A 20,766-nucleotide genomic window follows, 5' to 3' on the forward strand; every position below is an offset into this window, starting at 1 on the left:
CACTGTCGCCCAAACCTCCACGGACAGTCAGGACGGCGCCCGCCCGCTCCTGAGAGCGCTCTCCGGGACTGCCCTCACCCCCCGCTGGAGAAGGACGGCACCGTGCGAAGAACTCTGAGATGCCTTCTGCCCTTATGGGTCATGGCCCTGGTCGCCGCCCTCTGCTCGGCCGGTGCGCAACCGGCCCGGGCGGCAGCCGCGGCCACCTCGATCACCGTGGACGGCGGTCAGAGCGGCCGGACGTTCGACGGGATCGGCGCGATCAGCGGCGGCGGGGGCAACTCCCGCCTCCTGCGCGACTATCCGGCCGCCCAGCAGACGCAGATCCTGGACTACCTGTTCAAGCCGGGCTACGGCGCGAACCTCCAGCTGCTGAAACTGGAGATCGGCGGGGACGCCAACTCCACCGACGGCTCGGAGCCGTCCATCGAGCACACCAAGGGACAGATCGACTGCGACGCCGGCTACGAGTTCTGGCTCGCCGAGCAGGCCAAGGCCCGTAACCCGGACATCAAGCTGTACGGCCTGGCCTGGGCCGCCCCCGGCTGGATCAGCGGCGGGTTCTGGTCCACCGACACCATCAACTACCTGATCTCCTGGCTGGGTTGCGCCAAGCAGCACGGTCTGACCATCAGTTACCTCGGCGGCTGGAACGAGCGCGGCCACGACGTCAACTGGTACATCCAGTTGCGGTCCGCCCTCGACAGTGCCGGATACGGCAGCGTGCGGATCGTCGGCGACGACTCGGGCTGGAGCGTCGCGGACGACATGGCGAACAACGCCGCGTTCAACAACGCCGTGTCGGTCATCGGCGCCCACTACCCCTGCGCGGGCGGCGACGGCGGCAGCGCGGACACCTGCTCCAGCACCACCACGGCGAAGAACAACGGCAAACCACTGTGGGCGTCGGAGAACGGCTCACTGGACATGGACACCGGAGCACCGGCGCTGATCCGCTCCATCGTGCGCGGGTATATCGACGCCCGCATGACCGCGTACCTCAACTGGCCGCTGGTCGCGGCCATTTACCCCAACCTTCCCTACGGCACGGTCGGCCTGGCCACCGCGAACTCGCCGTGGTCCGGGAACTACGCGATCGGCGAGAACACCTGGGCGACCGCGCAGGTCACCCAATTCGCCCAGCCCGGTTGGAAGTTCATCGACTCCGCGTCGGGCTACCTCGGCGGCGCCGAGTCCAACGGCACCTACGCGACGCTGAAGTCGCCGAACGGCTCCGACTACTCCACGGTCCTGGAGACCACCACCGCCACGGCTGCGCAGACGGTCGACGTCCAGGTGCGGGGCGGACTTTCGACCGGTGCGGCGCATGTGTGGGCGACCCGGGTCAACAGCCCCAGCCCGTCCACCGACTTCACGCACACGCAGGACATCACCCCGACCGCCGGCTCGTACTCACTGACGCTCCAGCCGGGTTGGATCTACACGGTCACCACGACCACCGGCCAGGGCAAGGGCACCGCCACCGCGCCGGCCGCCCACGCCCTCGCGCTGCCGTACGGCGACACGTTCGACAACGATGCCACCGGCACCGAGGCGACGTATCTGTCCGACATGCAGGGCTCGTTCGAGGCGCGCCCGTGCGCGGACGGCCGTAGCGGACAGTGTGTGCAGCAGGTGACGCCGGTCAAGCCGATCGAGTGGCAGGACGACTCCGACGCCTTCTCGCTGCTCGGCGATCCGACGTGGACCGACTACACCGTCAAGGCCGACGTGAACCTCCAACAGGCCGGTACGGTCGAGCTGTTGGGCCGGGCCAACACCCAGAACCGCCCGCAGAGCCACCAGGCCGCGTACTTGCTGCGGGTGAGCGACACGGGCAACTGGTCCATCGTCAGGAGTTCGGCGGCGGGCACCCTCACCACGCTGGCCTCCGGGACCCGGGCGGCGCTCGGCACGCACGCGTGGCACACGCTGGCCCTCGGCTTCTCGGGCGACCAGATCACCGCCACGGCCGACGGCGTCAACCTCGGTACCGCCAACGACAGTTCGTACGCCGCGGGCCAGGTCGGCATCGGCGTGGTGGGCTACCAGACCGACCAGTTCGACAACCTGTCCGTCACCGCGAACCCGCCGGGCAACCACGGCGGCATCCTCAAGGGCCGCCAGTCCGGCCTGTGCGCGGACGTCCCCGGAGCGAGCCGGACCAACGGCGTCCAACTCGCCCTCTGGGACTGCAACGGCGGCGCCAACCAGTCCTGGACCCTGACCCCCGCCGGCCAACTCACCGTCTACAGCGGCGCGAAGTGCCTGGACGCCAAGGGCAGCGGCACGACGGACGGCACCCCGGTGCAGATCTACGACTGCGACAACTCCGCCGCCCAGAAGTGGACCGTCAACAGCGACGGCACTGTGGTCAACCCCAACTCGGGCAAGTGCCTGGACGCCACGGCCGGTGGCACCGCCCCGGGCACCCTGCTGGAGCTCTGGACCTGCACCGGTGGCACCAACCAGAGCTGGCTGCGGGGTGCGGTCGCGGCGCCCCTCAAGGGCCAGGAGTCCGGCCGCTGCGTCGACGTCCCCGGCGCCAACCAGAGCAACGGCACCCAGCCCGCCCTCTGGAACTGCGGCGGCTCCGCGGCCCAGCAGTGGCGGGTGCGTTCCGACGGCAGTGTCGTCAACGTGGGCTCCGGCACGTGCCTGGACGCGGTCGGCCACGGCACGGCCGACAGCACGGCGCTGGAGATCTGGACCTGCACGGGCGGCGCCAACCAGATCTGGCGCCGCTCCTAGCCGTCATCGGCTCCCGCCGGGTCGTGGACGGCACGGGCTCAACTGCCCACGCCCCGGCGGGAGCCGCTCGACAGGCCCACTCCGAGCTGGCACCGGACCGATCCGCTGAGTAGCCTCCGGGCATGCGGATCTCTGTTTCCTCGGACATGGACGAACCCGTCGCGCGTTCCCTCGTCGCGGTGTTGCGCGGCCGGGGCCACGAGGTGGTGACGTACGGGGCGTTGCGGCCCGGGGACGACCCGCAGTGGGCGGTCTGCTCGGAGGCGGCGGCCCGCGAGGTCGCGACCGGGGCGTCGGACCAGGCGGTCGTGTGCTGCTGGACCGGTACGGGCGCGTCGATCGCCGCGAACAAGGTGCCGGGCGTACGGGCGGCCCTGTGCACGGACGCGTACACGGCGGACGGCGCCCGCCGCTGGAACGACGCCAACGTGCTGGCCCTCAGCCTGCGGCTGACGTCCGAGCCGCTGCTCAAGGAGATCCTCGACGCCTGGTTCGGCGCGGCGGCGAGCGAGGACGCCGACGACCGGGAGAACGTGTCCCGCATCGAGCGGCTCGACCTGAACAGGCCTGCGCTGTAGGCGAGTTCGAGCGGGCGGGGGTTCATGTCCCGTTGCGTGAAAACCTCATGCGTTGACCTGTGTCACCCCCATACGATCCCCTCGCCGCCCGTACACCAGTGCGCATCCAGGCGCCGTGGCACGGGCATCCAAACGGGAGGGATCACTTGACCATGTCCTTCGGCGCGCGCTCGCGTGCCGTCCTCGCCTCTGTCGGAACCCTTGGCCTGGCGCTGGCCGCCGCCGTGTCGCCCGCCAGCGCGGCCGACGCGACACCCGTCACGCCGACCCAGTTGTTCAACGGCAACCAGAGCTGCTCGACCGACTCGGAGCGGCCCACCTACCTCTGGGCCGGCAACGGCCTCACCGTCGAGGGCATTCCAGAGACCACCGACCCGACCAGCAACTCCCTGGTGACCGTGCAGTACGAGGTCTGGCCGGTCACCGACCCGACGCACACCACCACGGTCACCCGCAGCTACGCACTCCCCGGAACCGAGGCCGCCACCAGCCTGCCCGCCGACGCGCTCCCCGACGGGCAGACCTACGCGTGGCGGGCGCAGACCGTGGCCGGGGGCGTGGCATCGGACTGGTCCGCCCCCTGTTACATCGCGATCGACAACACGCGTCCGGCGGACACGCCCGGCATCTCCTCGTCCAACTACCCGCAGGGCGCGCGGAGTCAGGGCGGAAGCCCGGCCGAGTTCACGCTGAACGCCAACGGCGACGAGGATGTCACCGGGTTCGAGTACTCCTGGCAGCAGGACCTCCCGATCGCCGGTTACGCGAACATCGGCGAGCACGGAGTCCCGCAGTTCGTCGACCCGTACGACGACCCGAGATACTTCACCCGCGCCGACGCCCCGGGCGGCTCGGCCACGATCAGCCTGCTCCCGCCGAGCGGCTCCTCAGGTCCGATGACCCTGTGGGTGCGCGGCCTCGACCGGGCATACAACGGATCGGCGATCACCGGCTACTCCTTCTTCCTCAACTCCACGGCGCCCACCGTCACTCCGGCCGTCGCGTCGCCCGCGTTCGACAAACCGACCACCTTCACGTTCCAGCCCGACGCGGGCCTCCAGTCGACGAGTCCGGTCGTCAGCTACTCCGTGGAGTTCATCGGCGGACAGGGCGCCGACAGGACCGTCGACGTCGCGGCGGGGCCGGACGGCACAGCGAGCACCAAGATCACGCTGGACGGCATCTACGGCGAGTCCCTCCGGGTGAGCAGCAGGAGCGCCAACGGCTGGGTCAGCGACGCCACTTTCTGGGGCATCACCTACGACACCACGCCCACCGTCGCCTCGGACGTCTACCCCGAGAACGCGTCCGGCGGCGGCGCCGGCGTCCCCGGCACCTTCACGCTCAGCCCGAAGGTGAAGGGCGTCGCGAGCTACACGTACTCCGTCAACGGGGACCCGGAGGTCACGGTCGCCGCGGGCGCGCACCACACCGCGAACGTCGACTGGACCCCGGACGCGGCCGGTGACTACACCCTCACGGTCTACGCGACGACCCGTTCCGGCATCCAACTGGCGCCGTACTACTACTCCTTCACCGTGAGCTGAACCGCGTCACGGTCACGCCCGATCCCCGGTGCGGTTTTTCGTTTCCTCCGGCGCATGATTCATTTCCGGCAGGGCACTCGGTCGCCTGGAGGTCGATACCTATGTTTCCCCTGATCCTTGTTCTTCTCCTGGCACTGCTTCTTTTCGGTGCGGGATTCGCCATCAAAATCCTTTGGTGGGTCGCAATCGTCGTTCTCGTCCTGTGGCTGCTGGGATTCGTCGCCCGTTCGACGGGCTCCGGCGGTACTCGAGGACGTTGGTACCGCTGGTAGGAGATACATCACCGATCTCGAAATTCGCCCACGATAAAGCGAGGTTTACATGGCGGACAACATGTGGGACTACCAGGCCGAGTCGAACCACAGGACCGGTACGGATCTGACCGGATTCAAGGTCGAGGCCAGTGACGGCTCGATCGGCAAGGTGGACAAGCACTCCGAGGACGTCGGGGCCATGTACATCGTCGTCGACACCGGTGTGTGGATCTTCGGCAAGCACGTGCTGCTGCCCGTCGGGACGATCGCGTCCATCGACGTGGCGGAGCGCACGATCCACGTGGGCCGTACGAAGGAAGAGATCAAGAACTCCCCCGAGTTCGACAAGGACAAGCACCCCGGTGACGCCGGCTACCACGAGCGGGTCGGCGGCTACTACGGGAATCCCCGCGCCTGATCGGCATTTCGCGCCTTGACAGGGTGGTGGGCACCGGCATTTCCGCCGGTGCCCACCACCCTGTCGTGCTGCCGCCGTAGACTGCCGGGGCGGTGACCGCCGTCCTCCTTGTCACCGCGCTCCATGGACACGTCCTGGCCCGGGCCCGACAAGGATCGAGGTGGCGGCGCGATGAGTACGGCCGCCGACGGCGCACCGTTCGTGCATCCCGCGCTGTTCTACCGGGGCGAGGAGCAGTACACGGCCGGTACGGTGCCGTTCGTGCGGGCGGGGCTGGCCGCCGGAGAGGCCGTCGCGGTCGCCGTTCCCGGCCCCCACCTCGAACTCATCAGGGCCGGACTCGGATCGGGCGCCGACGGCGTCCGGTTCCTCGACATGTCCGAGGTCGGGCGCAACCCGGGGCGGATCATCCCGGGCGTGCTGCGGGCCTTCGCCGACGCTCATGACGGCGGCGGCCGGGTGCGGATCATCGGAGAGCCGATCTGGCCCGGCCGCACCGCCCTCGAGTACCCGGCGTGCGTGCAGCACGAGGCGCTGATCAACTCCGCGTTCCAGGAGCGTGAGGTGACGATCCTCTGTCCGTACGACGCGGACCGGCTGGAGCCCGGCGTGCTCGCCGACGCCCGCGCCACCCATCCGGTCGTCATAGACGAGGGCGCCCAACTGCCCAGCTCCGCCTACGATCCGCAGCGCGTGATCGCCCGTTACAACGAGCCGCTCCCCCACCCGCCGGGCGCCGCGTCCATCGTGTTCGACGCGGGAGAACTCCCCAAGTCCCGTTATTTCGCGGTCCAGGAGGCCGAGCGGCTCGGCCTGGCGGGCCTGCGGCTGCAGGATCTGACGCTGGCCGTCGCGGAGCTGACCACCAACAGCGTGCTGCACGGCGGCGGTTCGGGGACGCTGCGGATCTGGGCCGAGGACGAGCGGATCGTCTGCGAGGTGCGTGACCACGGCCGGCTGACGGATCCGATGGCCGGGCGACGGCCGCCGTCACGTGACCAACCCGGCGGACGGGGGCTGCTGTTGGTGCACTACGTCGCCGATCTCGTCCGCGTCCATACGGCCGCGGACGGCACAACCATCCGTTTCTACCTGGCCCGTTGACGCTTCAGCGGCGGTTCGCCGGAGGGGTCCAGGCCGCTTCGGCGTCCTGGGCGGTCGCGTGGGCCGGGAAGACCTGGTCGAGGCCGACCATGTGGAAGATGCGGCTGATGTGCGCGGGGACCGCGGCCAGCGCGATGGCCGCCCGGGCGGCGAGGGCGTGGTTGCGGGCCGCGAGCAGGGCGGTGATGCCGCTGGAGTCGCAGAACGTGACGCCGGTCAGGTCGACGACGAGCTGCTGGCCGTCCTGGAGCGCCAACTCGGGCAGGAGTTCACGCACTTGGGTGTAGCTGTCGTAGTCGAGCTCTCCGGTGAGTTCGACGACAGGTCCCGCGGGCGTGGTCCGGGTGCGGATGGCGAGTTGGGTCACGGCTGCTCTTCGCTGGTGGGTCGGGGCACGTTGATGGCGAGGACGGCGGTGTCGTCGTCGACGCCGGTGCCGAAGGTGTCGAGCAGGTCGCGGATCGCGGCGACGGCGTCGGACGCGGTGGTGGGTGCCAGGGCGCGGGCGAAGTCGAGGAGGGCCTCGTCCCCGTAGCGGTCGGCGTCCCTGGTGTGGGCCGGGCGGGCTTCGGTGAGCCCGTCCGTGTGGAGCAGCAGCGTGTCGCCGGCCGCCAAGTGGACGGTGGCGGTGGCGATATGGGCGTCGGGCAGCACGCCGATGAGCTGTCCGCCGGGGGTGTCCAGATGGTCGGCGCTGCCGTCGGCGCGCAGGAGCAGGGCGGGTGGGTGGCCGCCGCTGGCCAGCGTGATGCGGAAGCCGCCGCGGTCGCCCTCGGGGGTGAGCAGCCCGAACACGACGGTGCAGAACCGCGGGTCGTGGCCGTTGTACTCGTGGTGGAGGACGGTGTTGAGGTTGCCCAGGACGGCGACCGGGTCGGGGTCGTAGACGGCGGCGGCGCGCAGCGTGTAGCGGGCCAGCGAGGTGACGGCCGCCGCTGCGGCGCCCTTGCCGCAGACGTCCCCGAGGAACAGCCCCCAGGTCCCGGCGGAGAGGGGGAAGAGGTCGTAGAAGTCGCCGCCGACCATGTCGGTGGAGGCCACGTGGTAGTGCGCGGCCACATCAAGTCCCGGCACGTTCACCAGAGTCGGTGGCAGCAGGGTCTGCTGGAGGGTGGCGTTGAGGCGCTTGAGTTCCTCGCGTTCGAGCTCCGCCTCCTTGCGGGCGCGCAGCAGTTCCGTCTCGTAGGCGCGGCGGTCGCGGGCGTCGAAGACGGTGGTGCGGATCAGCAGCGGCTGGCCGTCGCCGCCAGTCTTGACGGTGGAGGTCACCAGCACGGGCAGCCGGCTGCCGTCGGTCGCCTTGAGTTCGAGGGCGATCCCGCTGACCTCGCCCTGCATGCGCAGCAGCGGGCCGAAGTGGGTCTCGTGGTAGAGCCGGCCGCCGACGGTCAGCAGGTCGGAGAAGGTCCTGCGGCCCACCAGGTCGCCGTGGTCGTAGCCGAGCCAGTCGAGCAGTGTCGTGTTGATCTTCGCGATGGTGCCGTCCAGCAGTGTGGAGAGGTAGCCGCACGGCGCGTGTTCGTACAGGTCCTCGGCGCTGTCCTCCAGGAGCGCGGAGAACGCCGCGTGGTCGTCACCGGGCTGTTTGCCGGGCGGGTTCCCCTGGGGTCTCTCGGACGGCCGGTGATCGCCGTTCTCGCCGTCGCCGCTCGCGCCCATCAGCGCAGGGCCTCGACGAAGTCGGTGATCGCTGCGGCCGTTTCCTCCGGGGCGGCGAGCTGCGGGCAGTGCCCGGTCGCGTTCAGGGTGACCAGCCGGCTGCCCGGGATACGGGACCGCACGAACGCTCCGACCTCCGGGGGCGCGATCGCGTCGACGGAGCACTGCGCGACCAGCGTGGGCACGGTCACCTCGGCGAGGTCCTCGCGGTTGTCGGAGAGGAACGTGACGCGGGCGAAGACACGGGCGATACCGGGATCGGCGCGGCAGAAGCTGTTGGTCAACTCCTCGCCCAGTTCCGGGCGTTCGGGATTGCCCATGATCACCGGTGCCATGGCGCCCGACCACCCCAGGTAGTTCGCGTCCAGCGACTCCAGCAGTTCCTCGATGTCCTCGGCGCTGAACCCGCCTCGATAGCCGGTGGCCGGGTCGTCGATGAAGCAGGGTGAGGGAGCCAGGAGCACCAGTCCGGCGAACGCCTCCGGCTCGCGTGCGGCGGCCAGGACGCCCATCATCGCGCTCACGGAGTGCCCGACGAACGTCACCGGGCCGAGCGCCAGCTCACGGCAGATGTCCAGCACGTCGTCGGTGTAGCCGTCGAGCGTGGAGTAGCGCTCGGGGCTCCAGGCGGACGGATCGGAGTGTCCGGCGCCCACATGGTCGAAGAGCACCACGGTGAAGTCGCGTTCCAGGAGCGGTACCACCAGCCGCCACATGTGCTGGTCGCACCCGAAGCCGTGCGCCAGCATCACGACCGGCCCACCGGGCCGGCCCGACACCGTCACATGGTTCCTGCTCCGCATACCCATGCGGCACATCCTCACAGACCGCTTCCTTCTCCACCTGCCGTGCCCACCCCGTACCGGCGTCTCAGGGCTGCTTCGGCTTGCCCAGGGACCAGCCGGACACGTCCGTGAGCCGGCCGCGCCACAGGGGCAGGACGGCGGTCCCGCCCCCGCCGGCGACTCCGGTGGCGTCGCGCAGATGGATCCACTGCGGCAGCCGTTGCGGGCCAGGGCCCTGCCGGTCCGCGACCACCTCGTCCACCTGCTGCGGGAACCGCTCCAACAGCTGCGCGCCGGAGCCGTCCATGCCGTGCAGGCTGCGTGCCCAGTCGGTGGTCCAGGCCTCGTGGGAGATCAGGTCGCCGTAGAGGAAGGCGCCTCCGACGGTGAGCGTGATGGGCAGGGCGGCCTCCGCGTCCTGGCCGATCAGCCGTACCAGCAGCTGGAGTTGGAGGTCGGGCACGGGCTCCGTCACGATCGGTGCGGCGGGCTGGTGCAGGGGATCGTGGTCCGTGCTCGTGGTGCTCATGCGGGGTGATCCTTCCGGTGCCGCGCGAGAAGGGAACTGCCGGGCGGGCGGATCACGTGGGCAGCAGGCCGGTGCGCAGCTTGGCGAGGGTGCGGTTGAGCAGGCGGGAGATGTGCATCTGCGAGAGGTTCAGCTCGCGGCCGATCTCCGCCTGGGTCAGCTCCTGGCCGAAGCGCATCTCGATGATGACCCGCTCCCGCTCGTCGAGCTGTTGCAGCAGCGGGCCGAGCGTGTGCAGGTCCTCGAACAGCTCCAGCGCCGGATCGTCGTCGCCCATCGTGTCCGCGTACTTCGGCGCGCTGTCGGACTCGTCGTCGCCGCCCGGGGTGTCGATGGACCCGGCGACATAGCCGTTCGCGGCGACCAGGCCCTCGATGACCTCGTCCTCGGTCAGCTCCAGGTGCGCGGCGAGTTCCTTCACCGTGGGCGTGCGGCCCAGCTCCGTGCCGAGGGTCTCCTTGCTCTTCGCGAGGTCGACCCGGAGCTCCTGGAGGCGGCGCGGGACGTGCACGGCCCAGGTGGTGTCGCGGAAGAACCGCTTGATCTCACCGAGGATGTAGGGGATCGCGAAGGAGGTGAACTCGACCTCGCGGGTCAGGTCGAAGCGGTCGATGGCCTTGATCAGCCCGATCGTGCCGACCTGGATGACGTCCTCCATGTCACCGCTGCCCCGGTTGCGGAACCGGCGCGCCGCGAAGGACACCAGCGAGAGGTTCATCTCGATCAGCGTGTTCCGCGCGTACTGGTACTCCTGGGTGCCCTCCTCCAGCTCCTGCAGCCGGTCGAGGAACATCCGGGACATCGCCCGCGCGTCCTTGGGAGCGACCTTGGCCCCGTCCTCGATCCACGGGAGGTCGTCCACGACATCCGGTGCTCCCGCGCGGACAGGAGCAGTTGCCTCGGGAGCCTTCACGGAGGAAGCCACGATGCCGCCTTAACTGGAGAACAGGACGAACGTCGCGTGCCCCCTTCCGGCACAACCATGTCTCCCCGGACCTCACAATTCCGCAGTCGGCCGAAAAGCCTGCCCCGCGAGGCTCCGCCGACACGGGGAACGCGCGTGGTTTCACACCATTTCGCGGTTTCTTCACACCACTTCATGGGTTCTACGACGTTGCCGCGCACCGGGTCGTGGTGCGGGGGTCCCGGGGGTCACAGCCGGCGCCAGCGGGCCGAGGCGAAGGAGAAACCGCCGAACAGGACCAGGCCGACGGCCACGGCGACCAGCAGCCACGGCCCCGCCGGAGTGTGCGCGAAGGTGCGCAGGGTGGCGTCCATGCCCTTGGCCTGGTGCGGGTCGAAGCGGATCGCGGCCACCAGCGCGAAGACGCCTACCCCGGCGAACACGACACCGCGCGCGACGCCGCCGCCCACGCCCAGGACGGTGACGACCTGCCGTACCCGGCGGCTCATCTTCCCGGTCTCCAGCTTCCGCAGGAAACGCCGCATCACCGCGCGGACCGCGAGGGTCGCGCCGACGCCGATCAGGACGCAGCCGGCGAGACCCACCAGTACCTGGCCGCCCGGGAGTTTCAACGCCGAGGCGGTCCAGTCCTGCGACTTGGCGTCGCTGCCGGACGACCCGCCGGTCCCGGCGGCGAAGGAGGCCGTACCCCAGCAGACGAAGCCGTAGAACACGGCGCGGCCGGCGTTCATCAGGCGTGAACCGACCTTGTTCTTGGGCCCGTTCGCCAGCAGCGCCTCGGACGCCCGCCAGATCGCCATACAGCCGAAGCCGACGACGAGCAGCCACAGCATCCACTTCCCGAAGGGCTGCGCCGCGACCTGTTGCAGCGCGCCCTGCCGGTCCGCCTCGCGGCCTCCGCCGCCGAACGCGATCTGCAGGGCGAGGGCGCCGACGAGGACGTACACGACACCGCGTGCGACGAATCCGGCGCGCCCTGTGACGGCGAGCGCCTGCTTGCCCTCGACCTCTCCCGGTGCGTTGCTCCGGGCGGTCGAACTCGCCCTCCGGAGGCCCCACTTGTGCGTGTGCGACGAGGTCATGATGCCTTTCCTGAAAACACTGGACGAGCCGAGACACGGACGCGCGGTACGCGTCCCGTACTCCCGCGTGCCCCCGGAGGGCGCTTCGATGTGCGCCGCGGGACACGGCATCGCCGATCGCCCGGCGGCGGGCCACTCGGAGCTGTTAGTTTCCTTTGCGTGATCCACTGGATCTTGTCCCCCACCCACACACCCCGCGGCGAGGCCTTCATGCCCAACTCCCCCTCCGTAGACGGCATCAGCGGACGCCACCGCAAGAGCAGAACCCTCAGTCCGGCGCTCCGCCGCGCCGCCGTCGTCGCGGTGACCGCTCCCGTCGCCGGCACGATCCTGTTCGGCGGTTCCGCCTTCGCCGCCGGGCAGACCGTCGGCACGACCACCGCCGCGACGCTCGACCCGGCGGAGCAGAAGATCGCGGACAACCTCAACACCCGTGTCCAGGACGTCCGGTTGGGCAGCACGTTCAGCGGTGTCGTCATCGACTCCACGGAGAAGACGCCGATCTGGGGCCATGACGCGACCACGGCGCTGATGCCCGCGTCCAACACCAAACTCGGCACGTCCACGGCCGCGTTGACGATCCTCGGCCCCGATCACCGCTTCACCACGAAGGTCGTCTACGACAACGGCACCCTCACCCTGGTCGGCGGCGGGGACCGCACCCTGACCACCGCCGACCTCACCGCGATGGCCACAACTGCCGTGGCGGGCCTGAAGAACGCGGGCCTGACCACGGTGAAGGTGACGGTGGACGACAGCCTCTTCCCCGAACCCACCCTCGCGACCGGCTGGAACGACGGCTACTACCCCGACTCCATCGCCCCCGTACGGGCGTTGGTGGTCGACGGCCGCCACGTCACGGACACGTCCCTGGACGCCGGCCAGATCTTCGCGAAGCTCGTCGCCCGGCAGGGCGTCACGGTCACCGGGACCGTCGCGCACGCCACCGCGGGCACCGGGGCCGTCCCCGTGGCGCAGCACGAGTCCGCGGCGCTGTCGGCCATCGTGGAGCACATGCTCAAGGTGAGTGACAACGATATCGCCGAGACCCTGCTCCGGATGACCGCGCTGGCGGCCGGCCGCCCGGCCACCTTCGAGGACGGCACGGCCGTCGTCCGCCAGGTCCTCACCCAGTACGGCGTATCACTGGCCAACTACGAGATCCACGACGGCAGCGGCCTCTCCCGCTCCAACCGCATCCCGGCCCAGACGATCGCCGACATCCTCGACCTGGCCGACGACCCCGCCAACGCCCCGACCCTGAAGTACATCGTGGACGGCCTCCCCGTGGCGGGCGAGGCGGGCTCGACGCTGGGCCCCGAGTGGGGCCGCTTCGACACGGCCGACTCCCAGTGCGCGGTCGGCAAGGTCAGCGCCAAGACGGGCACGCTCACGGGCGCGATCGCGCTGAGCGGCCTCACGAAGGCCGAGGACGGCCGCTGGAAGATCTTCTCCTTCATCGAGAACAACTCCACGGCCGCCCCGGACGCCACCAAGGACGCCCTCGACGGGCTCGCGGCCACGGTCAACGGCTGCTGGGCGTAAGCGGAGGTGGTGACGGAGGCGACCCATGCGGTCCCTCCGTCACCACCACCCTGTCGGCGTAACGACAAATCGATTCGCCGGGTGAACGCGACGGCATCCGGCCAACCACGCAGGTCGGTGCGGCAGTCTCTCCAGCACCGTTTCCTCCCCTGACCAAGGAGTTCCCTTGCGTTTTCGTCGTACGGTGACCAGCGCCCTCGGTTCCGCCGCCCTCGTGCTCGGCTCGCTCGGCGCGGTGGCCGCCGCGAGTCCCGCGGCGGCCAACCCCTGCGGCTTCTACGAGACCGGGTCCGACGCCTTCTACCGCCACTGCACGACCGACGGTTCGCGGGTCGTCATCAAGGTCGAGGTCGCCCGGGCGCGCGACTACGAGCGGTGCGTCGCGCGCGGTACGACCTGGCTCGGCTCCGCCCGCAAGATCCAGGGCGCCCACTACGCCGGGCGCACCTGCTGACACCGTTCGCCGTGCTGCCCGGTGGCGTCACCGCGGCGCGTCACAGCGCCGCGGTCGTCCCCTCGCCGGAGCCGCTGCCCGCGAGCCACTGGTCCCAGCCGAGGTTGAAGTCGGCGTAGCCGTTGTCGGCCGGGGCCTTGCCACGGGGCGATCCGGTGATGGTGATGGGGTCGCCCTGCTTGACCTGGCCGTAGAACCACTCGGCGTCCGACAGCGACAGGTGGACGCAGCCGTGCGAGCCGCGGGCGCTGCCGCTGCCCGGGTTCGGGTCGCCGGTCGAGTAGTGCACGTAGGTGCCGGACTGGGTGAGGTGGATGTCCCAGGGCAGGGTCAGGTCGTAGTAGTTCGGGCTGCCCTTGTCGCAGCTGATGCCGACGCTGCAGGAGGTCATGTGGACCTTCTTCTGCTTGTCGATGACGGCCATCGTGCCGTCCCACGTCGGGTACTCGGCGCTGCCGGCGTTGATCGACAGGGTGCGCACCGCCGCGCCGTTCTTGGTCACCTTCATGGTGTGGTTGGTGACGGAGACGTCCGCGCGGACGTCGTCGCCGATCTTGAAGGTGTGCGTGTAACTGTGCACGCCGTAGCGGCCGTTGCCGTTGCTGACGCCCTTCATGTCGGCGTCGATCTTCACCGTCGTGCCGGAGGGCCAGTACGTCTTCGGGCGCCAGTCGACGCGCTTGTCGCCCATCCAGTGCCAGGCACCGACGACCGACTGCGAGGCGCTGACCTTCATGTGCTTCTCGACCGTGGCCCGTGCCTTGGACGACACCGGGTTCGTGAAGATCACCGAGATCGGCATGGCCACGCCGACCGTGGTTCCCGTCTGCGGGGTGATGGTGTCCAGCAGCATCGGCGGACCCAGGGGCTTCGTCGGTGACGGAGAGGCGCTCGTGCTCGGCTTGCCCGACGCCTTCGCGTCGTCCCCGCTCGCCTTGTCGCTGCCACCCCCGCCACAGGCAGTCGCCCCCACCAGCACCGCACCCGTGACGAGTGCGATCCCTATGCTGCCCTTGCGCCGTCCCACGACTTGCCCCACTCTCTAGCTCCTCGACCTCGGCCCCGACGGGCCCGACTCATTGTCAGACAGCGACAGAGGGGGCCTCAGTTGCACGCGTCGTGCAAAGCGTGTCTCAAGATTCAGTACGCACCGAGTGATCGATGACGCCGAGTGCCCGACGCCCCCGGCCGCCGCACCCCGCCCGACCGCGATCTCTGCCGCCGCCCTGGCGTCTACCACGAAAGGGCCGAGGTATGCCGATCGCGAGCACACCCCCCGAATCCCTGTCGCTCCCCCGCACCGGCGGCACCGGCGGCACCGGTCCTACCCTGGACGCATGACCGAGCCAGACCCCACCAGGGCCTCCGGCACAGTGCAGGTGGACTGTCACGCGTTCGAGCTGACCGACTCCGAGGACCGCGCCCCCATGGGGTACGACACGTCGAACGGGCTGGTCTTCTCCCGGCCCGGGCACGGCGTGATCTGCACCGGCGTCAGCGGGGGCCCGGTCAACGTCAGTGTCGAGTCGCGTCGGTGTCCGCCACCTCACATCGACTCCGGCGCATGGGACGAGATCGTCGACCACAGCGTCGAGACACTCACCGGCGCACTCCGCGTCACCAGCGTCATGGACGACCCCCCGGACCTCCCCCACCTCACACCCCAAGGCCCGGGCACCTACCGGATCCGGGTCCACGCGCGGGGCCGTGACACCGCTCCCGACGGCGTCACCTCCGAACCCGTCGAGGACTACCTGCTCATCGTCTGGCCTGCCGATCCCCGACCTGACACGGTCCACAAACAGACGGACGCCTACGGCGCCGGGCTACGAGCCCAGCGGAGCAGGCCGGCGCCCGCGATACCCGTGGACGAGACCGACGACAACCGTCGCCGGCTCATACGCGAGCGACTCCTGCGCCGTCGCACGATCTAGACGATCGCCGTGCCGCGTCACGTCGGCACCGAGCGCACCCGGGCTCTCACTGAGGGAACCGCTCCGGCCGGAACTCCGCGAGCAGTTCGTCCCGCTCCCCGTCCAGGATCTCCGCCGCGAGCAGCCGGCCGAGCACCGGCCCGAGTGTGATGCCGCTGTGGGAGACGGCCTCGTAGTAGCCCGGCACGGACGGTACCGCTCCCACCGAGGGGAAACCGTCGGCCGGGATCGGCCGGTGCGCCACCCGTGCCTGCGCGATGCGGGAGTCGGCGAGGTCGGGAACGACGCTGCGGGCCAACTCATGGAGCAGCAGGGCAAGTTGCGCCGGTTCCTCGCCCGTGTCGATGAGCGCGTCGGTCTCACGGCTGTGGAGGACCATCGACGCGTCTTGGTCCGGACGCATCTCGATGTGCGGCGCGTGCACGGCCCGGTGGATCGGGAGCCGCGCACAGTCGATCCGGGTGACGACGCCCGGTTCCCTGCGCATCGGCAACTGCCGTGCGACGAGCCCGGCGACATGAGAGGCGCCCGGGCCCGCCGCGTTCACGACGGTGTCCACGTCGAGGCGGCTGCCGTCGGACAGGGAGACGGTCCGGACGCTCCCGTCGGGACCGGTCCCGATGTCACGGACCTCGATGCCCGGCCGTAACTCACCCCCTCCTGCGACGACTTGGCCGACCAGACGGTCGACGAGGTTGCGTCCGTGCACCCAGGCCTCGTCGGGGTAGAGCACGACGGGAACCTCGTCGGGCAGCGCGAGAGCCGGTTCGAGGCGGCGGCGCACCTCGGCCCCCGTGGACACCTCGACCCGGTAGCCCCAACTGCCCAGCAGTTCAGCGGTTTTCAGGAACCTCGCCTCGGCCGCGGGATCGTCCGCCCAGCGCAGATGGCCGGTGGGGTACCACCAGGTGTCCGCCCCGATCGTCCCCGCGAGCTCACGGTGCGCCGCCATGCCCGCGACGTTCAGGTCGAAGTAGGACCTGCGCACGGTCTTGTTGCTAGCGTTGACCCACGAGAAGGACCAGTTGGTGACGCCTTCGCCCGGTCGGCCCGCGTCGACGAGGACCACCTCGGCACCGCGCCGGGCCAGGTTCCAGCCCACGCAGGCTCCGAGGATGCCCACGCCGACGACCGCGACCCGTCGAGGCCGCCTCCCGGAATCGCTCCTCATGAACGCCGCCTCCCCGGATCACGGTCGAACTCAACTCCCTTACCCAGCATGCAAGACATCGCCACCTTCCGGCCACGGCTCGCTACACAGCCCTCCGGCCTCCGCCGAACCCCAGCAGCGACCGCCCCAATTCCAGCTTCCGTCGCGTGACCGCCGCCGACCGCAGACCATCAGCGTCTGCGCTCAACTCCCTTTCCAGGTAACGCGTTTCGTCCACACGCCCCAGCCGCAGGAGTACGTCCGCCAGGCGCAGCCGGGTCAGCGCGGCTCCCCGGCGATCGTCCGAGGCGCGGGCCGCCAGCGCGTACTCGAAGGCGGGCACCGCCTGCGCGGGCTCGCGCAACGCCAACAGGGCCTCGCCCCGCTGGAATTCGAAGTCGGCACGGGCGTAGGACTCGAACGGGTGCCGCCCGGACTCATCCAGGTCTACGCCGCTCTCGGCCGCGGAGAGCGCCCGCACCGCGTCCCCGCGCTCGCCACAGCTCGCGGCCGTCACCGCCAACTGGGCCTGGGCGAAGGCCCGTACGGCGCGAGGTGTGCCATGCGCGATTCGGACGGCCGCGCGGGCGACCTCGTCGGCGATCCGCAGATGGCCCAGGCCGTACGCCTGCACACTCAGGGTTCGCAGGGCGATCACGGTCAACTCCCGGCTCCCGGCCGTGATCGCCAGTTCCCGTGCCGCCAGGTAGCAGTGCTGGGCCTCGCCGTTGCGCAGGTCGTCCGCGTACATACGGCCCAGGACGAGGGCGAGTTGCGATGCCTCGGCGTACCGCTCCCGCCGTAACTCACCCCGTGCTCCGCGCAGTTGACCAGCCACGGCCTCGGTCAGGTACGTGCGCAGGGTGCCGCGCGCGAATCCGCCGCCCTGCGCCTGAAGGGTCCGGGTGAAGAACAGGGATGCCGGGTTCCTCATGTACGGCGTCCGCACCGCGCCGACCACCGAGCCCGTACCCGGGGCCCGGCTCATCGGGCGGGTCCGCGCGGGACGGTAAGGAACCGGGCCGGTCAACTGGTGGAGCAGACCGACGAGGCCGTTGGTGTTCGCGGGTGCCAACTGGGCAGCGGCAACGGCACCTTGGCCCGCGAAGCCCGCCTCCTCGTCCGTGACGACACGGCCGCAGCGCCGGCCGAGCGCCTCACAGACGAACGGCCGCACGCGTGGCATCGGATGGCTGCCCGTCAGCCAGTGGGCCACCGTGGTGCGGTCGTATCTCAGGACCAGCCCGGCCTCGGCCGCCACCGTGTTCACGGCCCGCGCGAGGCCGCCCTGGGTCCAGTCCGTCTCCTCGATCAGCGCGCGCAGCCGGGTGTTGGGAATGCGCGTTCGCGCCATCCGCGTCTCCTGTCGGGCGAGCCGGGTCGTCCGTTCAGCGGTAACGCGCCGCGCCTCGGCCCCTCCAAAAGATATTGATCATTATTCTTTCCTCCACTCCCCCCACCCACCGTTTCCAGCATCGAGGGGCACGATCACGGTGATTGATCCGTTCGACATGCGCTACTACGCCGAACCCGCCCGCTCAGGCCGGCCGGAAGGCCAGCACCGCGTTCTGGCCGCCGAAGCCGAACGAGTTGCTGACGGCCAGGGAGACCTTGCCGGTTCTGGCCGTTTCGCTCACCAGGTCCAACTCGACCTCGCCGAGAGAGCGTTGGAGGTTGGCGACGGGCGGTGTGATCTCGTGGAAAACCGTCATGGCGGTGAGCGCGGCCTCGATCGCTCCGGCGGCGCCCATCGTGTGGCCGGTGACGCCCTTCGTCGCGGTGACGGAGGGGTGACCGGTCAACAGGCGCTCAATCACCGCTCCTTCCACCCGGTCGTTCAACTGGGTGCTGGTCCCGTGCGCGTTGACATGGTCGACGTCTGCGGGTGACACCTCGGCGTCCAACAAGGCGCGGCGCAGAGCGAGTTGAGCGCCAGCTCCCTGCGGGTGGGGTGCCGTCTGGTGATGGGCGTCGGCGGACGCGCCATGGCCCGCGAGTGTGGCGTAGCGCCGGACCCTGCGGGCGGTGGCGTCGGGGGCGCGTTCGAGGACGAGGACGCCCGCGCCCTCGGCCAGGACGAATCCGTCGCGGTCCGTGTCGAAGGGGCGGGAGGCCGCTGCCGGGTCCTCGGCGCGTCGGGAGAGGGCTCCCATGCGGGCGAAGGCCGCCGAACAGAGCCGGGTCACCATGGCGTCGGCGCCGCCCGCCAGCGCGATGTCGCAGGCGTCCGCGCGGAGCAGGTCCACGGCGATGCCGATCGCCGTGGCGCCCGAGGCGCAGGCCGTGCCGGCGTGCATGTTCGGCCCGCGGGTGCGCAGGTCGACGGCTATGTGGCCGGCCGCCATGTTGGGCAGGAACATGGGCAGCGTGAGCGGGGATACCAGGCCCGGCCCCCGTTCCCGTAACCGGCCCTGCTGGGCTTCGAGGGTCGCGATACCGCCGGCGGCCGAGCCCATGACCACGGCGACCCGGTCGCCGTCCCAGGTCTCCGGCGCCAGCCCGGCGTCGGCGACCGCCTCCCGGGCCGCCGCGAGGGCGAGGAGCGTGTAGCGGTCGACGCGCCAGTGCGGCACTCCCGGCACCAGGGCGGCCGGGTCGAAGACGGGAACGCGGCAGGAGAAGCCAACCGGCAGCCCTTCCAGTTCCGGGTCGTCGGTGGCCGTGGGGCGGCCCGAGCAGACGCGTTCCCAGGTCCGTTCGCGCCCGATACCCGCCGGGGTGACCAGGCCGATCCCGGTCACCACCACGTCCGGCCTGCCGCCGGCAACTGTCACGACTCCGCCTTGAGCTTCTCGATCAGGTCGACGGTCTCCTGCACGGTGAGGGTGCCCACCGCCTCGGAGTCCTCCAGCGGCACCGCCCACTCCTCCTGGAGGGTCAGGAACAGTTCCATCACGGCGAGGGAGTCGAGGCCGAGCTCGTCGTAGGAGATGTCCGGCCGAACGGTGGCGGCGGGTACCTCGAACTTGCCGCTCAAGGTGGTCACGAGGTGGTCGTAGACGGCAGACATGAGTCGAACTCCTTGTGTATGGGGCGGGGTTGGGGTGTGTGCCGTACGGGTTTCGCCTCGGGCCACGTCATGGCGACGGAGCCCCAGGTCAGGCCGCCGCCGAAGGCGGTGAGCAGGGTGCGGGCGCCCGGCCTTACGGCGCCGCGGGCGGCGGTGTCGGCGAGGGCGAGGGGAAGGGAGGCCGCCGCGGTGTTGCCGACCTCGCGCAGGTTTCCGTGACAGCGCTCCGGCGGGATGCCCAGCCGGTCGGCCACGGAGTCGAGGATGCGCTGGTTGGCCTGGTGCGCGACGAAGGCGGCGACGGAGTCGGTGGTCCAGCAGGCCCGGTCCAGGACCGTGCGCGAGGAGGCCGCCATCTGCCGTACGGCCCGGGCGTACACCTCCCGGCCGCGCATACGGAAGTAGCGTTCCTGGCGCGGCAGTTCGTCGGTGTACGGCGAACGGGAGCCGCCCGCCGGGATCGTGATGAGGTCGCTGCCCGTGCCGTCGCTGCCGAGGTCGAAGTCGACCAGGGCCCCGGGGTCCCGTCGTTGTCCTCGCGTCAGATACGCGGCGCCCGCGCCGTCGCCGAAGATGACGGCGGTCTCCCGGTCGCGCGGGTCCACGATCGTCGAGTACGTCTCGGCCGCGACGAGCAGCACGCTGTCGTACGCGCCCGCCATGAGCAGCGCCGAGGCGACGGCGGCCGCATAGACGAAGCCCGAGCAGACGGCCGCGAGATCGAACGCCGGAGTGCCGGTCATGCCGAGCCGTGCGGCCAACTCCGGTGCGGTGGCCGGGCATCGGCGGTCGGGTGTGGTGGTCGCCAGGATCAGCAGACCGGCGTCGTACGCCCCGGCGGACTCCAGAGCGCCACGGGCGGCGGCCACCGCCAGATCGCCGGTCGAGGTGCCCGGACGGACCCGATGGCGGCTCTCGATTCCGGTGCGGCCGCGGATCCACGCGTCGGAGGTGTCCAGGCCTTCCCGCACGAGTTGTTCGTTGGTGATCCGGTCGGGTGGCAGGGCCGCTCCCAGTCCGGTGATCACCGCGGCCATGTCG

21 protein-coding genes are annotated in these 20,766 nt (G+C 70.5%); 9 read left to right on the forward strand and 12 right to left on the reverse strand.

Features of this window, described 5'->3' with window-relative positions:
- Positions 1-141 precede the first annotated feature (141 nt).
- The 6 genes from R2B38_RS50725 (at position 142) to R2B38_RS50750 (ending at position 6,652) form a co-directional block, all read left to right on the forward strand.
- Positions 142-2,751 carry a ricin-type beta-trefoil lectin domain protein gene (locus R2B38_RS50725; RefSeq protein WP_318022973.1) on the forward strand — a complete coding sequence of 870 codons (2,610 nt, stop codon included), beginning with the start codon at positions 142-144 and terminating at the stop codon, positions 2,749-2,751.
- Between the two features lie 122 nt (positions 2,752-2,873).
- Complete coding sequence (locus R2B38_RS50730; RefSeq protein ID WP_318022974.1) at positions 2,874-3,329, forward strand: RpiB/LacA/LacB family sugar-phosphate isomerase; 456 nt, start codon at positions 2,874-2,876, stop codon at positions 3,327-3,329.
- A gap of 152 nt (positions 3,330-3,481) precedes the next feature.
- Positions 3,482-4,876 (forward strand): hypothetical protein, encoded by a 1,395-nt coding sequence (locus tag R2B38_RS50735; RefSeq protein WP_318023104.1) that lies wholly within the window; start codon positions 3,482-3,484, stop codon positions 4,874-4,876.
- Between the two features lie 101 nt (positions 4,877-4,977).
- Positions 4,978-5,148 (forward strand): hydrophobic protein, encoded by a 171-nt coding sequence (locus R2B38_RS50740; RefSeq protein WP_078652406.1) that lies wholly within the window; start codon positions 4,978-4,980, stop codon positions 5,146-5,148.
- A gap of 49 nt (positions 5,149-5,197) precedes the next feature.
- Entirely contained in the window at positions 5,198-5,548 is a 351-nt protein-coding gene (locus R2B38_RS50745) for a PRC-barrel domain-containing protein (RefSeq protein WP_033280657.1), read from the forward strand.
- A 171-nt stretch (positions 5,549-5,719) separates the two neighbouring features.
- Complete coding sequence (locus R2B38_RS50750; RefSeq protein WP_318022975.1) at positions 5,720-6,652, forward strand: anti-sigma factor RsbA family regulatory protein; 933 nt, start codon at positions 5,720-5,722, stop codon at positions 6,650-6,652.
- 4 nt (positions 6,653-6,656) lie between these two features.
- Here R2B38_RS50750 and R2B38_RS50755 read toward each other — a convergent pair whose 3' ends face one another.
- The 6 genes from R2B38_RS50755 to R2B38_RS50780 form a co-directional block, all read right to left on the reverse strand.
- Positions 6,657-7,019 carry an STAS domain-containing protein gene (locus R2B38_RS50755; RefSeq protein WP_033280655.1) on the reverse strand — a complete coding sequence of 121 codons (363 nt, stop codon included), beginning with the start codon at positions 7,017-7,019 and terminating at the stop codon, positions 6,657-6,659.
- Complete coding sequence (locus R2B38_RS50760; RefSeq protein WP_318022976.1) at positions 7,016-8,311, reverse strand: PP2C family protein-serine/threonine phosphatase; 1,296 nt, start codon at positions 8,309-8,311, stop codon at positions 7,016-7,018. The genes R2B38_RS50755 and R2B38_RS50760 overlap by 4 nt, the downstream gene beginning before the upstream one ends.
- Complete coding sequence (locus R2B38_RS50765) at positions 8,311-9,120, reverse strand: alpha/beta hydrolase (RefSeq protein WP_318022977.1); 810 nt, start codon at positions 9,118-9,120, stop codon at positions 8,311-8,313. Before R2B38_RS50765 ends, R2B38_RS50760 begins: the two co-directional genes overlap by 1 nt.
- A gap of 61 nt (positions 9,121-9,181) precedes the next feature.
- On the reverse strand, positions 9,182-9,625 hold the full coding sequence (locus R2B38_RS50770) for a hypothetical protein (RefSeq protein WP_318022978.1): 444 nt from the start codon (positions 9,623-9,625) through the stop codon (positions 9,182-9,184).
- Between the two features lie 52 nt (positions 9,626-9,677).
- Entirely contained in the window at positions 9,678-10,553 is an 876-nt protein-coding gene (locus R2B38_RS50775) for an RNA polymerase sigma factor SigF (RefSeq protein WP_318023105.1), read from the reverse strand.
- A 224-nt stretch (positions 10,554-10,777) separates the two neighbouring features.
- A complete protein-coding gene (locus tag R2B38_RS50780) occupies positions 10,778-11,632 on the reverse strand; it encodes a DUF1206 domain-containing protein (RefSeq protein ID WP_318022979.1) in 855 nt (284 codons plus the stop codon).
- A 210-nt stretch (positions 11,633-11,842) separates the two neighbouring features.
- Here R2B38_RS50780 and dacB point away from each other — a divergent pair, with 210 nt between their 5' ends.
- Together dacB and R2B38_RS50790 are read left to right on the forward strand one after the other, a co-directional pair.
- Positions 11,843-13,177 carry a D-alanyl-D-alanine carboxypeptidase/D-alanyl-D-alanine-endopeptidase gene (gene dacB, locus R2B38_RS50785; RefSeq protein WP_318023106.1) on the forward strand — a complete coding sequence of 445 codons (1,335 nt, stop codon included), beginning with the start codon at positions 11,843-11,845 and terminating at the stop codon, positions 13,175-13,177.
- A gap of 166 nt (positions 13,178-13,343) precedes the next feature.
- Entirely contained in the window at positions 13,344-13,631 is a 288-nt protein-coding gene (locus R2B38_RS50790; protein WP_318022980.1) for a DUF6355 family natural product biosynthesis protein, read from the forward strand.
- A 40-nt stretch (positions 13,632-13,671) separates the two neighbouring features.
- Here R2B38_RS50790 and R2B38_RS50795 read toward each other — a convergent pair whose 3' ends face one another.
- Positions 13,672-14,670 (reverse strand): L,D-transpeptidase, encoded by a 999-nt coding sequence (locus tag R2B38_RS50795; RefSeq protein WP_033280649.1) that lies wholly within the window; start codon positions 14,668-14,670, stop codon positions 13,672-13,674.
- Between the two features lie 298 nt (positions 14,671-14,968).
- Here R2B38_RS50795 and R2B38_RS50800 point away from each other — a divergent pair, with 298 nt between their 5' ends.
- The gene (locus tag R2B38_RS50800; protein ID WP_318022981.1) at positions 14,969-15,565 is read left to right on the forward strand and encodes a hypothetical protein; all 597 of its coding nucleotides are present in this window, start codon (positions 14,969-14,971) and stop codon (positions 15,563-15,565) included.
- Between the two features lie 46 nt (positions 15,566-15,611).
- Here the strand turns inward: R2B38_RS50800 and R2B38_RS50805 are convergent, their stop codons facing one another.
- The 5 genes from R2B38_RS50805 to R2B38_RS50825 form a co-directional block, all read right to left on the reverse strand.
- Positions 15,612-16,736: an FAD-dependent oxidoreductase gene (locus R2B38_RS50805; RefSeq protein WP_318022982.1), complete on the reverse strand. Its 1,125-nt coding sequence runs from the start codon at positions 16,734-16,736 to the stop codon at positions 15,612-15,614.
- Positions 16,737-16,818: 82 nt separating this feature from the next.
- Positions 16,819-18,069, reverse strand: coding sequence for a hypothetical protein (locus tag R2B38_RS50810; RefSeq protein ID WP_318022983.1), 1,251 nt, complete (start codon positions 18,067-18,069; stop codon positions 16,819-16,821).
- Between the two features lie 184 nt (positions 18,070-18,253).
- The gene (locus R2B38_RS50815; protein ID WP_318022984.1) at positions 18,254-19,489 is read right to left on the reverse strand and encodes a beta-ketoacyl-[acyl-carrier-protein] synthase family protein; all 1,236 of its coding nucleotides are present in this window, start codon (positions 19,487-19,489) and stop codon (positions 18,254-18,256) included.
- On the reverse strand, positions 19,486-19,725 hold the full coding sequence (locus tag R2B38_RS50820; RefSeq protein ID WP_318022985.1) for an acyl carrier protein: 240 nt from the start codon (positions 19,723-19,725) through the stop codon (positions 19,486-19,488). The genes R2B38_RS50815 and R2B38_RS50820 overlap by 4 nt, the downstream gene beginning before the upstream one ends.
- Positions 19,698-20,762 (reverse strand): beta-ketoacyl-ACP synthase III, encoded by a 1,065-nt coding sequence (locus R2B38_RS50825; protein WP_318023107.1) that lies wholly within the window; start codon positions 20,760-20,762, stop codon positions 19,698-19,700. The genes R2B38_RS50820 and R2B38_RS50825 overlap by 28 nt, the downstream gene beginning before the upstream one ends.
- Positions 20,763-20,766: the final 4 nt, after the last annotated feature.

The sequence above is a fragment of the Streptomyces sp. N50 genome (genome assembly GCF_033335955.1).
Lineage (GTDB): Bacteria > Actinomycetota > Actinomycetes > Streptomycetales > Streptomycetaceae > Streptomyces.

What these genes read in the sequence shown, in the direction of transcription:
- R2B38_RS50725 (WP_318022973.1), top strand. Translation starts at nt 142, where the DNA reads ATGGCCCTGGTCGCCGCCCTCTGCTCGGCCGGTGCGCAACCGGCCCGG.
- R2B38_RS50730 (WP_318022974.1), top strand. Translation starts at nt 2,874, where the DNA reads ATGCGGATCTCTGTTTCCTCGGACATGGACGAACCCGTCGCGCGTTCC.
- R2B38_RS50735 (WP_318023104.1), top strand. Translation starts at nt 3,482, where the DNA reads ATGTCCTTCGGCGCGCGCTCGCGTGCCGTCCTCGCCTCTGTCGGAACC.
- R2B38_RS50740 (WP_078652406.1), top strand. Translation starts at nt 4,978, where the DNA reads ATGTTTCCCCTGATCCTTGTTCTTCTCCTGGCACTGCTTCTTTTCGGT.
- R2B38_RS50745 (WP_033280657.1), top strand. Translation starts at nt 5,198, where the DNA reads ATGGCGGACAACATGTGGGACTACCAGGCCGAGTCGAACCACAGGACC.
- R2B38_RS50750 (WP_318022975.1), top strand. Translation starts at nt 5,720, where the DNA reads ATGAGTACGGCCGCCGACGGCGCACCGTTCGTGCATCCCGCGCTGTTC.
- R2B38_RS50760 (WP_318022976.1), bottom strand. Translation starts at nt 8,311, where the DNA reads ATGGGCGCGAGCGGCGACGGCGAGAACGGCGATCACCGGCCGTCCGAG.
- R2B38_RS50765 (WP_318022977.1), bottom strand. Translation starts at nt 9,120, where the DNA reads ATGGGTATGCGGAGCAGGAACCATGTGACGGTGTCGGGCCGGCCCGGT.
- R2B38_RS50770 (WP_318022978.1), bottom strand. Translation starts at nt 9,625, where the DNA reads ATGAGCACCACGAGCACGGACCACGATCCCCTGCACCAGCCCGCCGCA.
- R2B38_RS50780 (WP_318022979.1), bottom strand. Translation starts at nt 11,632, where the DNA reads ATGACCTCGTCGCACACGCACAAGTGGGGCCTCCGGAGGGCGAGTTCG.
- dacB (WP_318023106.1), top strand. Translation starts at nt 11,843, where the DNA reads ATGCCCAACTCCCCCTCCGTAGACGGCATCAGCGGACGCCACCGCAAG.
- R2B38_RS50800 (WP_318022981.1), top strand. Translation starts at nt 14,969, where the DNA reads ATGACCGAGCCAGACCCCACCAGGGCCTCCGGCACAGTGCAGGTGGAC.
- R2B38_RS50805 (WP_318022982.1), bottom strand. Translation starts at nt 16,736, where the DNA reads ATGAGGAGCGATTCCGGGAGGCGGCCTCGACGGGTCGCGGTCGTCGGC.
- R2B38_RS50810 (WP_318022983.1), bottom strand. Translation starts at nt 18,069, where the DNA reads ATGGCGCGAACGCGCATTCCCAACACCCGGCTGCGCGCGCTGATCGAG.
- R2B38_RS50820 (WP_318022985.1), bottom strand. Translation starts at nt 19,725, where the DNA reads ATGTCTGCCGTCTACGACCACCTCGTGACCACCTTGAGCGGCAAGTTC.
- R2B38_RS50825 (WP_318023107.1), bottom strand. Translation starts at nt 20,762, where the DNA reads ATGGCCGCGGTGATCACCGGACTGGGAGCGGCCCTGCCACCCGACCGG.